The 14607-nt window shown below is 37.8% G+C and carries 13 protein-coding genes; 3 read left to right on the plus strand and 10 right to left on the minus strand.

Translation table 11 applies throughout. From position 1 onward, the window contains the following. Window positions 1-2: 2 nt before the first annotated feature. From B4N43_RS02470 to B4N43_RS02500, 7 genes are all read right to left on the minus strand, one after another. A complete protein-coding gene (locus tag B4N43_RS02470) occupies window positions 3-1421 on the minus strand; it encodes a hypothetical protein (RefSeq protein ID WP_286732545.1) in 1419 nt (472 codons plus the stop codon). A gap of 3 nt (window positions 1422-1424) precedes the next feature. Continuing rightward, entirely contained in the window at window positions 1425-1784 is a 360-nt protein-coding gene (locus tag B4N43_RS02475) for an S-adenosylmethionine decarboxylase family protein (RefSeq protein ID WP_088160879.1), read from the minus strand. Between the two features lie 81 nt (window positions 1785-1865). Further along, window positions 1866-3623 carry an aromatic amino acid hydroxylase gene (locus B4N43_RS02480; protein ID WP_286732547.1) on the minus strand — a complete coding sequence of 586 codons (1758 nt, stop codon included), beginning with the start codon at window positions 3621-3623 and terminating at the stop codon, window positions 1866-1868. Between the two features lie 133 nt (window positions 3624-3756). After that, window positions 3757-4956 carry a tyrosine--tRNA ligase gene (gene tyrS, locus B4N43_RS02485; protein ID WP_286732549.1) on the minus strand — a complete coding sequence of 400 codons (1200 nt, stop codon included), beginning with the start codon at window positions 4954-4956 and terminating at the stop codon, window positions 3757-3759. Between the two features lie 240 nt (window positions 4957-5196). Continuing rightward, window positions 5197-6036, minus strand: a complete 840-nt coding sequence (locus tag B4N43_RS02490) for a hypothetical protein (protein WP_158638950.1) — start codon at window positions 6034-6036, stop codon at window positions 5197-5199. 228 nt (window positions 6037-6264) lie between these two features. Further along, window positions 6265-6684 (minus strand): SH3 domain-containing protein, encoded by a 420-nt coding sequence (locus tag B4N43_RS02495; RefSeq protein WP_046675658.1) that lies wholly within the window; start codon window positions 6682-6684, stop codon window positions 6265-6267. A 12-nt stretch (window positions 6685-6696) separates the two neighbouring features. Beyond that, complete coding sequence (locus B4N43_RS02500) at window positions 6697-7203, minus strand: BON domain-containing protein (RefSeq protein WP_088160876.1); 507 nt, start codon at window positions 7201-7203, stop codon at window positions 6697-6699. A gap of 233 nt (window positions 7204-7436) precedes the next feature. Here B4N43_RS02500 and B4N43_RS02505 point away from each other — a divergent pair, with 233 nt between their 5' ends. Together B4N43_RS02505 and B4N43_RS02510 are read left to right on the plus strand one after the other, a co-directional pair. Beyond that, window positions 7437-8540, plus strand: coding sequence for a DUF695 domain-containing protein (locus tag B4N43_RS02505; protein WP_286732551.1), 1104 nt, complete (start codon window positions 7437-7439; stop codon window positions 8538-8540). A gap of 61 nt (window positions 8541-8601) precedes the next feature. Further along, window positions 8602-9225 (plus strand): murein L,D-transpeptidase catalytic domain-containing protein, encoded by a 624-nt coding sequence (locus B4N43_RS02510; protein ID WP_286732552.1) that lies wholly within the window; start codon window positions 8602-8604, stop codon window positions 9223-9225. Between the two features lie 36 nt (window positions 9226-9261). Here the strand turns inward: B4N43_RS02510 and B4N43_RS02515 are convergent, their stop codons facing one another. Beyond that, the gene (locus B4N43_RS02515; RefSeq protein WP_286732554.1) at window positions 9262-10764 is read right to left on the minus strand and encodes a hypothetical protein; all 1503 of its coding nucleotides are present in this window, start codon (window positions 10762-10764) and stop codon (window positions 9262-9264) included. Window positions 10765-10905: 141 nt separating this feature from the next. Between B4N43_RS02515 and yiaA the strand changes: the two genes are divergently transcribed. Next, entirely contained in the window at window positions 10906-11373 is a 468-nt protein-coding gene (yiaA, locus tag B4N43_RS02520) for an inner membrane protein YiaA (RefSeq protein WP_286732556.1), read from the plus strand. A gap of 99 nt (window positions 11374-11472) precedes the next feature. Here yiaA and B4N43_RS02525 read toward each other — a convergent pair whose 3' ends face one another. Beyond that, window positions 11473-13218: a sensor histidine kinase gene (locus tag B4N43_RS02525; RefSeq protein WP_088160873.1), complete on the minus strand. Its 1746-nt coding sequence runs from the start codon at window positions 13216-13218 to the stop codon at window positions 11473-11475. Continuing rightward, a complete protein-coding gene (locus B4N43_RS02530; RefSeq protein ID WP_376749047.1) occupies window positions 13215-14552 on the minus strand; it encodes a sigma-54-dependent transcriptional regulator in 1338 nt (445 codons plus the stop codon). Before B4N43_RS02530 ends, B4N43_RS02525 begins: the two co-directional genes overlap by 4 nt. Between the last annotated feature and the right edge of the window lie 55 nt (window positions 14553-14607).

The raw sequence follows: 14607 nt of genomic DNA on the forward strand, positions 1-14607 counted from the left end.
TTTTATTTATGACCAGAACCGTCTTCATCATAGTATGATCGGTAGTAATGTCCTCTAGAACCCGTATAGGTATGATCCTCCAATGTATTTGTGCTGATTGTTGTTTTACAACTGGTCGACGAATTAACAAGGACTGTTATTACAATAAATGTGGCAACAAAAATGAACAAAACAAACGCTAAACCTCTAAATTTTAAAATACTAAAAAGATTTACGTGATCAAGTCTTATAAAAAAATCTTTATTTTTTAATTCTGAGGACCAATAGCGGTAGACCCACAGTAAAATAATCGCTCCTACCAAAAAGGAGATGAAAAGAAGGTAGCTTGTACCTCCATAGGTTAATTTATAATCCTCAGAGAGCTCAACATCAAGCGCCATATCTCGGGAGGCATTGGATAACGACGTTACAAAAACAAGATGATAGATACCAGGCTCCACACGACAAAAATCTACGGTCAATCCTCTTGCATAATTAATATCATTATCTTCATGTACAAAAGAATTTGTTTGGATCACCGCATTTGTTTTTTCATTTACCAGCTTAATCTCCAAAAAAAGAGGATAATTTTTAGCTTCAGATATACCTTCAAGCAGCAATGTTTTTGAAACCTCTCCTTTTAGTTCAAAAGACGTCCCTATAAATTCGCTACTGGCTTTCTTGACCTTAAACGTCTCATCAAAAGTATAGACATCACTTCCGATCTGTTTAAAATTTAATGCAAGAAAGATGGACGCTATTAATAAGACCAAAATAACCCCAAGTTTCTCAAACTTTCGCCCTACAAGGTCACTTGTGAATTTATAATCTTTATAAAAATCAAATAGACTAAAGTATGACTTCTCGTCAATATAAGAACCTTGATAGTATTCGATATCATCGTCTATAAACTCTTCTGAAATAAAACGATCTTCATCTATCGTTCGAATATAGGTCTTGACAGTAGATTCAGCATCTAAATCTTCAAACACAAAACCTTCGGCATAGATGACGCGCTGGCGATCTGTATATGTTAAATCATAATTTCCTCTCTCGAATTTACAAACGCTATCGGGGGTAACGATCACCTTTTTCTTAGAAATAGCATGTAGAACACTTGTGTAATCAACACCATCGGCTAAATAAATCGGATTTTTATTACCATTATTTAATCCTACATATTCATTGCCATAAGCCCCTGTTGTTGTAAGTCTAAGAATTTTGGTTATAATCCTATAATTCATCCGTTTAAATTGAATGGATTCATTCAATTTAGCCCATTGCAAGATTTTGGGAACTTCAAACTTTTTGACAAACGTCAGCGTCGCCAGTGTTGTTCCTTTAAAATAACTATGGCAGTTGACACATACAAAACCAGAGAAATCAGATACATCCACAATAAATTTATGAACATGGCCACAGTCAGCACAAACAACTTCCATATACTATCTATCTACGACTGTTTCGTTAATAACAATGGCATTAAAATAGTCCTTGAAAAGACTGCCTAATCGAAAGACTTTATCACTATTATCTTTCAGATAGTTGCACAAATAAATATCCAATGTGAGTTGTCCAAACTCAGGCCACGTATGGATACATATATGTGATTCCATTAAGCAAATTGCAGCTGTAAATCCTCCCCCCTGAAAAGTATGCGTCGAAGTGCCAACAATGTTTAAATGATTGACCTTAATCTGATCTTTCGTAAACTCCAAAAATGGATCCAAACTAGTTAATAACAATACGTCCTCAACTTGCAAAGTCAAAAGCAAGTGTCTCCCTGGAGTATACTTATCATTCATCAAAAATAATGCGGTTAATTTTGTTTCCGCAAATATAGAAAGTTTTACATGATTTACGATAATAATCCACGATCATCTAACCTAGTGGTTATTTAAATCTTCCTCCTTAGCAACACGTAACCCATCATCAATCAGTTTTTTCAAATTTGGATATCGGATAATAAATTCCAAGAGCCTCTGTTCGGCCTGAGTAGTTAATTCCCCTCCATCATTAGTCCGGGCAATTTCAAATAATTCAACCAAACCTAACCAATGATCTGCATTTTCCGGTCCCAATTGACTGAAAATCTCCAGCCATACTTTCTGATCAAAACCGTTGTCCCGCAAATTCCGTATCGCAGCATGACAATTCACTAGTTTTACATCTTCCGTCTCGGTAGATATTGTAGATAGATCCTGATCCAAATGCTCTTCCAGCGCATCATAGGCATCTTTATCTGCAGCGCCTGCAAATACAGATACTATTTCCGCTCCGACAGCCATATCGTATGTTCCCCATTCAGGTTTAAAATATACCTCTTCCCTATCGCTACGATATACCTCACATCCTATAAATGAAATCAAAACAATCTTGCCAAATTGACGTACAATCTTTTGAACAATTCCCGATACAATAATCCCTGAAGCAAAGTTTAACGAACACTGCTGCCCTTCCACTATACCATATTGAATCAATGTTGCTTCATCAAAATCGGCTAAGTTATGATATGCACCACGCAAGTGTCCTACTGGAGAGCCAAACCCTTCGCTATGATAAATTATACCGTGCCCTTCAAGCTGTTTACCTGCTACAGCCAAAGCTGTAGGTCCTTGTGTTTGAATATAAGAAAGATTTTTATCCGCGTTGGCCAACTTAAAAACGCCCGACACCTGCAAACCGGAACTATATTCCACAGTGCAAACAGCTTTACAGTCTATTGCCTTGTCAAGGCTCTGTTTGCCCCCTACGCGAAAAGCCATGGTATCAGCAAATTTATCCAATACGAGCTTTAGGTGTTCAAAATCCGGTGTAACAAATAGCTGTGGTTGTGGTTTGGTAATATCATAAGGATATTCGATTGCATTTAAACCATACGCCAACTTGGGCACATCCTCCTGCATACAGCTTGCGCTTTCTCCAATGGAAGACAGTAAACCAGCTCCATAAATTTTGGGGTTATGAAGATCTCCAATAAGTCCATATTCCACAGTCCACCAATGTAACCTGCTCAACAATGCCATCTCCGAAGGCTCGCCCATATTATCTTGAATGATCTGCAAATTTTTCTCTGCTTCCGCCAACTCAGCCGCCGTTGTTGTAGCGTGTTCTTTTAAAATAGATAGGTGGCGAATAGCTTCGTAGAGTTCAAAATCTTTGCCTGAAGAAAGTGCTTTCGTACCAACCTCCCCAAAGTACTGCAAATATGCAGCATAATCTGGCTCACCGATTATAGGCGCATGTCCTGAAGATTCGTGAATAATATCTGGTGCCGGTGTATATTCGATATGTTCCAATTGACGTATGTCTGCAGCAATAACTAGTACGCGGTGCGCCTGAAATTCCATAAAAGCAGCCGGCGGAATAAATCCATCCACAGTCACAGCCCCCCAGCCAATTAATTTTAGACTATCGTTCATGTCCTGTAGGTTCGGGATGGTCGCAATGGATAATCCTGCTTTCTTCAATCCCGGAATATAAGGGTAATAGGCTACATCTTTCAAAAAAGAATAATTCTGACGCATGACATAACGCCACAATGCTTGATCCAGCGCGGTGTAACGTTCATATCGTTGGGCTACTACATAGCGTTTCAAATGTTTGGGCAAGCGCTCCAAAACAATGTTATTATATGTTTCCATCTATAATTGGTATGAAAATAAAGTATGAGACTCCTATATGAAGGTAGAAATTATTTATGGTTTAAGAAAGAACCACGATGTTATTTTACTACTTTCAGCAAAATAACAAAAAAGTATACCCTCACAAACCTTACTAGATAACTCTAAAATAAGCCCTTTTACCTAATTTAATTTTAAAACATGTATTCAAATCAAGCATCAGATCCGGATTCAGCTGTTTTATTGAATCGATCTGCACTGCACCGCCTATAATCAATCTTCGCATCGCTGACTTTGTTGCTCCCTTTAGGAAATGACATAGATCGACCAGTTTAATCTGTTCACCAAACTGTTCGCGCAATACTTGACCCGACACCTCCTCAAAAGCCTTTTCTTCTAATTTCTTGCTCTGAAATTGCTTAACAAAAAAATTAACCGCACTGGTCGCAAACTCCTCGCCATGGTATTGAGCAACTAGATTATGTGCAATAAGTTTCTTAATTTCCATTGGATTTTCGCCCATTTCAATACGGGTCTTCATGCCAAGTTTGGTTTCCTGATTGAAATCAGTTGTCAAGTCAATATATTCTGGAATTAAATGATCAGGAATAGACATGGTTTTACCAAACATTTCATTCGGTTCATCCAAAAGACCGATCGTATTGTTTAATGATTTGCTCATTTTTTCCTTTCCGTCCAGCCCCCGCAACAACGGCATACACAGTACTATTTGTGGATCCTGTCCAAAAGATTCCTGTAGCTGCCGGCCCATCGCGCAATTGAACAGTTGGTCCGTTCCGCCCATTTCGATATCACTATTGACATGTACGGAGTCAAAGCCCTGCAATATCGGGTAAAGCAATTCATGCATGGCTATTGATTGGTTTTCGTTAAAACGCTTATTAAAATCATGCCGTTGCATCAATTGAGCGACAGTGACTTTCGATACCAGCTGGATAATTTCTGTAAAATTTAGTTGATCCAACCAGTCTCCATTAAAAACAACTTTCGCTTTTGATACATCAATAATTTTAGACAGTTGCGCAATGTAAGTTGCCGCATTGTGCGCTATCGCATCCTGGCATAAAGGTTTACGGGCTTTATTTTTTCCTGTAGGATCGCCGATCCGAGCTGTAAAACTACCAACGAGGATCACGACTTCGTGGCCCAGCTGCTGAAACTGGCGTAGTTTCTTTAACACTACAGCGTGCCCTAAATGAAGATCCGGTGCTGTTGGATCAAAACCAAGTTTTATAATCAATGGTCGGTTCCTTTCTTCGGCCTCCTTCAACTTCGATGCAAGCCCCTCCTTCGGTAAAATAATTTCGATATTTTCTTCTAACTCTTTTAACATGGTGTTATATAAAATAAAAAAAGCCCGAACGTTATGTTCGGGCTTAGCTATAAATAATAATTTGAATTTCTTAATTTAATAGGCATAGGGGTCCCGAACGATTATCGGGCGATAATAATTAAAGAAAAATGGAAGACGTAATATGTTGTTCATTTTCTTCATTGCTTGACAAAGGTAGTGCTATATTTTTAAAATGCAAAAATATTGGCATCCATACTTGATTCAAGATGCATTTTTAAATTATCCGCCGGTATTTTTGTTTATCAATTTTCCGGCTCCATTATAAACATACTTTTCTATACTCCCTTTATCCTTTTTCTCCACGACCTTTTGCACTAACAATGAATTCTTAAAATACTCATGGTAAAAGCAGTTATTAAGGTTATATTTCCGCTCAACGAGATTATTATTCTGATACAGATCAGTGTAATCAATTTTAGCTTTCCGATAGGTATGTTTTAGTAACTGACCATTGACATCAAATGACTTTGATTCCTGTATCTGCCCACCACAATTTAATTTGGCGCTGTACATTAAGGTATTGTCTAATCGATAGTCAGCTCGGGTATGGTCAAAATCATTTTCAACCGTATAGTAATTATCAAAGAAGACTTTTGTCACTTTTTTACCACTATTTGCTGCTCGGTAGAATACCGTTTTTTCCTGACTGATTTTCCCATTCTTAAAATTACGCTGCACACTTGAACTATCCGTTATGGTGTATTGAAAGTCTGGTAATGCAGCAGATTTCACAGTCATTTGCTGCAATACACCATGTCTTACGATAACATCACCGGTACGCCCATCTCTTTCAATTTTAAAATCACCATCGACGATGCCATCCTGATTAATCGTTATAAATGCATTGGAAAGTCCCATAAATTGATTCTTTTGCAGAATATATTTCCCCTGTTTCAACTTCGTTTCTTTGCCTTTTTCAAGTACCCGGATTGTATCCTTTGGATATTCTGACAAATGCAATTGATAACGATCTTTGTCCAAGCGAACATACTCTTGCGCAACTCCCAACTGAACAGCTAAACACAAGCATAATAATATGATAAAACGTGATTTCGACATAATGTAATAAAATTGTTGCAATAACAGTAATACAATTATTACACCAAAAATTAAAATACGGTTGATTTTCCAAATAATTCCCCAATACGATAGATGCTGTAGTACCTCCATATTACAGAACAGACAAGCTTAATCGTGAAATGAAAAAAGGGGAGTTATTTATCAATAACTCCCCTTTTTTCAAAGCCAATTGGTACTGGTACCCATCATGCAAATAACATTCGAGAACTAAACAGACTCTAAATATTGTGCATAACAATACCCTTCTTCATTATCTTTGGTTCTGACCAACCACCATTGATCATTAGCCTTACTAATCAATGTGATGATTTCTCCTTTAGCAGCTTTTCCCACGATAGGCTGGTCTGTACCAGGGCCTTTTCTAATATTCAAATTGCTATTTTCTGTTATAACTTTCACCTGGCTTCCGGGCACTTCCGTTGCCACATCTACATTTAAGACCACATCTCCAGTTTGGAAATTAGGATCTATATTACCGTAGATTTCCCAGAGCTTATTTTTCACATCTGCTGTTGGTGCTGTACCACGAATTTGCAATACTCCATCCATTTCGGCGTAGTTCAGGTCATTTACACCTGAAGACTGTGCCGTATCTAAAAGAACCTTATATTTTTCCTGCAATGACATAACTTCACTATTTTATTTTTTGACAACAATACCGCTTAGATCCACTTTTTTTGGATTTAAGTTATCCAAACCTTGCTTTAAGGTGATTATCTTAGGCTGCTCCAAAGTACCTGTAACAGCGATCACACCATCCTTTACACTTGCCTGTACCGTAGGAAAATCCTTCATAAACGTATTCACTGCTGCTCCAAGCACCGCATCATTATTGGATACCTCAATAGGAGCTGGAGTCGATGACACTGGGGCGCTAACGATAATATTGTTTTGAATAGACTTGATGTCCTTATCGCCTGCTGTTTTAGCAATAGACTCCACTTGTTGCTTTTCTTCTTCGGAAGCAACCGTACCACTTAAGATAACTTCCCCTTTTTTGACGTCGACGTCCACGGTTTTACGACCGGTAAGTGCGTTTTCGATCTTTTCTTCCAACTTCTCATCAGATAAACCTGATTTGCAAGCCGTAAAGGAAAGCACAACTGTAGTTGCCAATAGACAAAATGTTAATTTGCTAAATTTCATAAGACCAATTTTAATTTATAATTCCAACAATAATCCTAACAAACTCCATACGCAATTGTTTGTCCAATTATTTTTAAACTTAAATTCCCTTGCCGGATTATAATTATATAATTAAATTTAGGAACAGAGGTATTCATGATTATTTCATTCGGATCATTTAATCCTCTGTGGTTATAAAAACGCTTTAAGTAACAGATACGCACTTTGATGATTCAATCAAACAGCTATTAATTATGGGATTTTTGAACAATATTTTTGGTAAAAAAGAAAATAAAAAGGACAGTATAGCGGATTTTTGGGATTGGTTTACAAAAAACGAACACGCATTTTTTCAAATCGTCAAGACTGGAGAACAAATTGATCAGAATTTTTTCAGCAAACTTTCGCCGAAGATCGATGCTCTTCGCAAGGAACTGTATTTCTTAACGGGAATGTACGATGATGACACCGCAGAACTTGTAGTTACCCCTGATGGTGTTATCAAAAACGTTGCGTTCGTCGAGCATCTGATTGCTTCTGCTCCAGCATTAGCACGTTGGAAATTTACTGCATTAAAACCCGCTATTGCGGATATGGAAAAATTCAAAATCACGATGTATGGATTCACTTTTGACATCAAGGATATGTTTTTTTACCCCATTCAACACAAATACCATCCGGATGAAGTCGATATTGTTATTGTTCACCCCGATTTTACGGAAGAGAACAAAGCCAATATTTCCCATGGGATAGAAATATTTCTAGACAATTACATTGGTGAATTGAACTCGATCATAGCCATAGACAACTTGAATGTCACCTCAAAAGAGCTTGCAACAGAAGAGCTGATTCCTCTACTTAAATTAAAAGACTATTTGATCTGGCGGGAAAAGGAATTTGTGGAAAAATATACCGACGTTAGACACCGGGCCGCAGATGACACATACACTGCTTTTGAGGGTATCCTGGAGAACGACTTACCTATCTTTGCTATCATCAATACGACGTTATTAGACTGGGATGGAAAAGCTTCTCACCCTTGGATAGTTACATTAAAGATTAATTATGACGGAACAGCAACCAATGGCATGCCCGATCAGGAGACTTACGATTTAATGGATAAATTTGAAGAAGAATTAATGGACAGTCTTCCAATTGATATTGGATTTCTTAATATCGGAAGAGAAACTGCCGATAACCTCAGGGAAATTTACTTGGCTTGTACAGAATTTCGAAAAGCCTCACGAACGATTGATCGATTAATCGAAGAATACAGGGACAATCTTCAAATTGATTATAGCATCTACAAAGATAAATACTGGAAAACCTTCGAACGATTTTATAAACAAATAGAATAGGTCTCTCGAACAGCAGACATAAGTTTCAATAAAAGCACTTTATGAAATATACTTTATTTACATGAATAAAATCATTCTCTTGGTTATTATCCTTGGAATTGGCCTTATCACATACAAAACCATTCAAAAAAACACGCTTTTAGCCGTTGTTGATAAGGAAGAAAATACTCCTTCAGACGCCTTTCGCTATACGATGGCAATAAAGAACGTAAAAAAACGCATCATAAACAACAAAGAGTATAATAGTGACATATCCTTTCTCTTGGATATGAAAAGACCCTCGGGAAGAAATCGTTTTTTTGTCGTAGATCTAAAAACAGATCGGATTCTAGATCAAGGGCTAGTGGCGCATGGATCCGGCTCCGAAACCGGAAAAAAGAATCTTTTGCAATTTAGCAATACAGATAACTCTCATGCGACATCGCTAGGTAGTTACGCTATCGGCAGCTCGTATAACGGTAAATTTGGAAAAGCATATAAATTATATGGCTTAGATAGCTCCAATAGCAATGCATATGCTAGAAACATCGTTCTACACAAATATGACCGCATGCCTTACGATGAACAAGTAGATCCAATATGTCTCAGTGAAGGCTGTCCTATGGTAAACGTCGAATTCTACAAAAGACTACAGAACCTGATTGACTCTTCAAAGAAACAAATCGTCTTACATATTTATTATTGATCACCTTTATTATTGATCACCGGCTATCTTCTTTGATCACCAGCTATTTTCTTTAATCAAGTTCAATAAAACCTGATACGGACTTTGAGATACACTAAGAGCTTTCAACCAAGCAATAAATCCCATAATAAATAAATCTTTATTTTCTTTGTCCTCCGCCAAAGTTTGAACAGCTGCCCGAAAGGATTTCCCTTGAATAACTGCTGGATTTAAAAGATATTTCTCTACCAATTTGGCAAAATCAATCACTCTGTTTTCCTTGACATTCAGCAAGTATTTTTTATACCTACCGACAAAGCTTTTTAATTTCAAGGTTGCCAAATCGATGTGATCGAATTGAATATGGATCAGAATTTCAAGCAGACTCTTCCGAATCGTCCACAACATACCCATTTTCTTCTCGTACCAAGCATCTGTTCGAATCAACTGTCGAAGCTCAATCAATGCTGTTTTATCTTCAAATTGCGTTAAAAACATCACCAAACACAACTGTAGATCCGCAAGATCAACCTCACTTGATTTTGTTGAGGCTTGTTTAATCCCCGCCCTTAACACGGAAAGACCTTTTACTCCATCGCCAAGGTAATGGAAATTCAATGCCATCAACAAATGGCACCGCAGCTGAAACTGGACTCGAAAAACCGTATTTCCTTGAGATAAAACTTCATTCAAGCGCTCTAAATACCCGATGCTCTCATTAAAGAATCCGTTCCTCAAATTAAAATTGGCCAGATAATACAAAATATGAAGATAGTAAAATAGTTGATGCGCCGATTGTTCATCATACTTCATCAAAAAATTATCTGCTGTTTTTAAAAAAGAACGAACCAGTGTATAGTTTTGATGTATTGCGGCATACTCATTTGCGATATACAGAAGTTGATAGAGTGATTTAAATGATAAGAGATCATCCAAAGAAATACTGTATTTACGCAGTACACGCAAAATCAACTTATTGATATCAATTATTTTTGCTTTCAAATGAATATCCTGCAATGCTGAACGCAATAGCGCATAAGCAATCTGAAATTTTGCTTCTTGCTGCAGTTTTTGCTGATTTTCGGTAAAACGATCGATAAGCAATTCCAAATTGACATTCAAATCTAAATGTGCATATTGTAGTCTGATTTGCAAGATTTCGTTCAGCAAACTAAACTGATCCAGAACAAGAGCCTTGTCCTCAGCCCGTTGAAGGCATTTGAATCCAATCTTAATGAACTGACTTTCCAATAGAAAACGACCCACAACAAATAATCTCAACGCTTCGTGGGCTTCACTGTTGTCTCGTTCAAAAACCTTATTTGAAAGAAAAAACAAAAGACTATCATGAAGCCTTTTCCTCAATGCGTGATAAGCATCCCGGTTTTTAATGGGATCATATAACTTTTTTAGCTTATTTATATCATCAGTTTCTATAATCTCAAGTAACTTGATATTTTTCACATCATTTCGCTTATTCTTTTGTTTCAAAAAGGTTTTAAAATCCCTAATATCATCTTTACTCAATAATAATAGGAGATCTGATATCGCGTCCGCCATAGCTTAAATTTAGAATTAAACAAATATATTAAACAAAATTATATCGTCAGTATTCTTATAAATTCAAGTTTTAAAATAATTAGTTCCTATCGATATTTGAATCATAAAACAACAACAAATTAAAACTAAAACAAGAAAATTATGGAACCGCTAAAAAACATGATTGAAGAAAAAAAGGCTGAAAGAAATTTAGACAAAAGAAACCCATTTAAACCAACAGGAGCATTTATTGGAGCCTCATGGACTGCATTATTGGTTGGTACCGTTAGCTATTGTGTAGGCTTATGGAACGCAACAATGGCATTAAATGAAAAAGGGTACTATTTTACAATTTTACTATTTGCGCTATTTGCGGTCATCTCCGTTCAAAAAAGTGTAAGAGATAAAGCAGAAGGACTAGCTGTTACCGAATTGTACTATGGCTTAAGCTGGTTTGCAACAATTGCTGCCGTCGTGCTATTAACTGTAGGCCTATGGAACGCGGATCTGCTGTTAAGTGAAAAAGGATTCTATGCAATGTCCTTCTCATTGAGTATTTTTTCAGCTATCGCAGTACAAAAAAATACACGTGATGCAAAACTTATCGATGACAATGAAATAAAACTTTAGCGGGTGCCGATCCTGCAGCCTCTGCGTAGCAAGCTGCAGTATCTTTCAATCACTCGTTAAGCAAAAAAGGAAGAGCTTTTCATGGAGCTCTTCCTTTTTTTAAGTGGATTGTTTAAGCGGTGCAATAGGAAGATAAACGAAAAATGCACTTCCAGTACCAAAAACACTTTGCACATCAATCTCTCCCCCCATGCTTTCGATAAATTCCTTGCTTATGCTTAACCCCAAGCCTGTTCCTTCCTTTGTACCCCCTGGAACACGGAAATACCGATCAAAAATCTTCGCTAAATATTGTACCGGGATTCCTTGCCCCTGATCTTCAACACGCAAAAGCACCCTGGCGCCCATTCTTTTGACAGCAAGACAAATCGCCCCCCCTTCATCCGAATAACGAATTGCATTGGACAGTAGATTCGTCAATACCCATGCGGTCTTCTCGTTATCAATAAAAACCATCGGCAGTTCCTCTTCCAGTTCAACCTGTAGTTGGATTTTCTTTTGGTCAAGCATTGAACGATTGGCTAAAAGGGCATAATCTATAATCGGTCCGATTGTCGCCGGATTCAGCTTCATCTGAATGGTACCGCTCTCCACTTGTGCAATATCCAAAAGTTCTCCCGTAATTTTCAGAAGCCGCTCTGTATCATCAGCAATTCCTTCAAGCAAGTCTTTTTGTTCTTCATTCAACTCTCCAATCCGCTTATTCTCGAGCAATTGGATCCCCATGCGTATTGATGCGATTGGTGTCTTCAGTTCATGAGATACCGTTCCAATAAAATTTGTTTTTGCGACATCACGTTCCTTAAAACTTGTCACATTCTTCAACAAAATAAATTGTCCAATAAACTGCGAACTCTCCTCTCCCGTTGGTACAACATTAATGTCTATAACCTCCAGTTCAAAGTAGTTATCTTTTCCATAGGCAAAGATCTGAACCAAACCAAGATGCTCGGATTGCTGGTTTAAAGCGTTGATCCTATCGAGAAGCTTACGAATCAAATCATTGGAAGAAGCTATTTCCACTAATTTTTGCCCTTCAAATTCTGCGTGTTTTAACCCCGAGAGCAAACAAGCGGGTTCATTTGCAAAGAGCACTCTTTTTTCCTCATCTATCCCTATAACGGCATCATGCATATTATCAATAAGCGCTTCAATTCTCTTTTTATGCTGCAAGATCTTACCCAATTTACTTTCCGTATATTCCTCGAGTTTTTGAGCCATTGTATTGAACGATTGCGCCACTTCTCCAAATTCATCCTTTCGCTTAAAATGAAGTCTCCTTTTATAGTTCCCAGCAGCAATCTGTTTAATACTATCGGTTAATTGTACAATTGGACCAGCAATGGCTAGGGGGAGATTGACAAGTAATACAAACGCAATCATAAAACAGATCGCACCTACAATGGAGATCGCCAAAATAGCTTTTTCAGCTGTTGCATTGGCGATATTATTTTTGTTTTCAATTGCCTGCATATTAAGATACATTAGCTGAAATATATCTTTGTGTAAGTCAGCAGCAATTGTAGAATCTTTCAGCTGTTTCGCTAAACTCAAAAAGTGATGATCTATACGTTCGGTCACCGCTCGTTCTCCAGGCTCAGTTACATTGCGCTTTTGGAGGCTTAAATTATGTTCAAATTGCGCAATGCCCTTCTCATTCGTATGAAGATCCTCCAAGGCCAACAGCATATTTCTGGAATAATGCAGCGTATTATAATTGTCGACTAAAATATTATTGGTATCTTTTTTTAATCGATAAACATAATACCCACTCACTATTGCAAGCAGTAAGATCATAAAAAATAAAAATCCTACCCCAAATGTCAGCTTTGCTTTAAGTTTCATTGGATTTTATATTCTTCAATTTTTCGATACAAGGTAGCTATGCCGATTTCTAACAATCGAGCAGCTTCAGCTTTATTTCCATTCGTATGTTTCAATACACGTTGTATATGTTGCCTCTCCATATTGGACATTGAAAAGTTTGATAAGACGCTTGCCCCTTCTCTATACTCACGTTCACCGAAAGGAAGACCCTCAACACCTAATATGCCGCCCTCGCTCAAAATCACACTGCGCTCAATCACATTTTTCAGTTCACGGATATTTCCCCGCCATAGGTTAGATTCCAATGCCTGCACAAACTCAGGGGTCATCCGCAAGGGTTTCAAGTTGGATTTTAAAGCAAAGATATCGGCGTAGTATTGTGCCAAAGTCGCTATATCTTCAATACGCTCACGCAGTGGCGGCAATTCAATCGTGAAAACAGACAACCTATAAAATAGATCACTCCTGAAATGGTCAGATGCAATTTCGGTTTCGAGATTTCTGTTGGTCGCGGCTATGATACGTACGTCCACTTTCGTTGGTTTGGAGTCCCCAACTTTTAAAAACTCGCCCGTTTCCAAAACGCGAAGAATTTTGGCCTGAAGTTCCAAGGCCATCTCCCCGACTTCATCCAGAAAAATAGTCCCCAAATGTGCTTCTTCAAACAAACCCCGCTGATCTTTAGTAGCACCGGTAAAGGCACCGGATTTATGACCAAACAGCTCGTTTTCCAGCAGGTCTTTTGTAAATGCGGCACAGTTAATGGCCACAAAACTACGCGCTCTCCTGGAACTCGCCTGATGGATTGCCTGTGCAAAAACCTCCTTACCGGTACCAGTCTCGCCTGTTAGCAAGACCGTTGTATTTGTAACGGCAACTTTTTGTGCCATGCCAATGGCAGCCTTTATTGCACTAGATTTTCCAATAATCTTATCGAAAGAAAGTTTATCTCCTAATCGCTTTTCTAACTGTTGTACCCTTCGTGCCAATGCAACCTTTTCACTGGCTTTATAAAGCAGAGGGATAATGCGATTATTGTCATCTCCTTTGGTAATATATTCAAAAGCACCATTTTTTATCGCCCGAACACCGTCCGGGATATTCCCGTATGCTGTCAATAGAATAATCTCTACAATTGGATACCGTTCTTTAATTAATTTGGCCGTTTCTACCCCATTACCGTCAGGCAGTTTGACATCACAAAGTACAACGTCCACATCACTGACTTCAAGCTTTTTCAACCCCGATTTAATATCAGCAGCTTCAATCACATCAAAACCTTCCAGGCTAATAATTTTGGCCATCAATTTCCGAAGTTTCTCTTCGTCATCTATAAGGAGAACTCTATTCACAATATTCGTTTTTTCAAAAGTACAATTTGTCCGAAGCAAATAGTAGAAAAATAAA

The organism is Sphingobacterium sp. UBA1897 (assembly GCF_002337775.1).
Taxonomy (GTDB): Bacteria; Bacteroidota; Bacteroidia; order Sphingobacteriales; family Sphingobacteriaceae; genus Sphingobacterium; species Sphingobacterium siyangense.

What these genes read in the sequence shown, in the direction of transcription:
- B4N43_RS02470 (WP_286732545.1), bottom strand. Translation starts at nt 1,421, where the DNA reads ATGGAAGTTGTTTGTGCTGACTGTGGCCATGTTCATAAATTTATTGTG.
- B4N43_RS02475 (WP_088160879.1), bottom strand. Translation starts at nt 1,784, where the DNA reads ATGAATGATAAGTATACTCCAGGGAGACACTTGCTTTTGACTTTGCAA.
- B4N43_RS02480 (WP_286732547.1), bottom strand. Translation starts at nt 3,623, where the DNA reads ATGGAAACATATAATAACATTGTTTTGGAGCGCTTGCCCAAACATTTG.
- tyrS (WP_286732549.1), bottom strand. Translation starts at nt 4,956, where the DNA reads ATGTTAAAAGAGTTAGAAGAAAATATCGAAATTATTTTACCGAAGGAG.
- B4N43_RS02490 (WP_158638950.1), bottom strand. Translation starts at nt 6,036, where the DNA reads ATGTCGAAATCACGTTTTATCATATTATTATGCTTGTGTTTAGCTGTT.
- B4N43_RS02495 (WP_046675658.1), bottom strand. Translation starts at nt 6,684, where the DNA reads ATGTCATTGCAGGAAAAATATAAGGTTCTTTTAGATACGGCACAGTCT.
- B4N43_RS02500 (WP_088160876.1), bottom strand. Translation starts at nt 7,203, where the DNA reads ATGAAATTTAGCAAATTAACATTTTGTCTATTGGCAACTACAGTTGTG.
- B4N43_RS02505 (WP_286732551.1), top strand. Translation starts at nt 7,437, where the DNA reads ATGGGATTTTTGAACAATATTTTTGGTAAAAAAGAAAATAAAAAGGAC.
- B4N43_RS02510 (WP_286732552.1), top strand. Translation starts at nt 8,602, where the DNA reads ATGAATAAAATCATTCTCTTGGTTATTATCCTTGGAATTGGCCTTATC.
- B4N43_RS02515 (WP_286732554.1), bottom strand. Translation starts at nt 10,764, where the DNA reads ATGGCGGACGCGATATCAGATCTCCTATTATTATTGAGTAAAGATGAT.
- yiaA (WP_286732556.1), top strand. Translation starts at nt 10,906, where the DNA reads ATGGAACCGCTAAAAAACATGATTGAAGAAAAAAAGGCTGAAAGAAAT.
- B4N43_RS02525 (WP_088160873.1), bottom strand. Translation starts at nt 13,218, where the DNA reads ATGAAACTTAAAGCAAAGCTGACATTTGGGGTAGGATTTTTATTTTTT.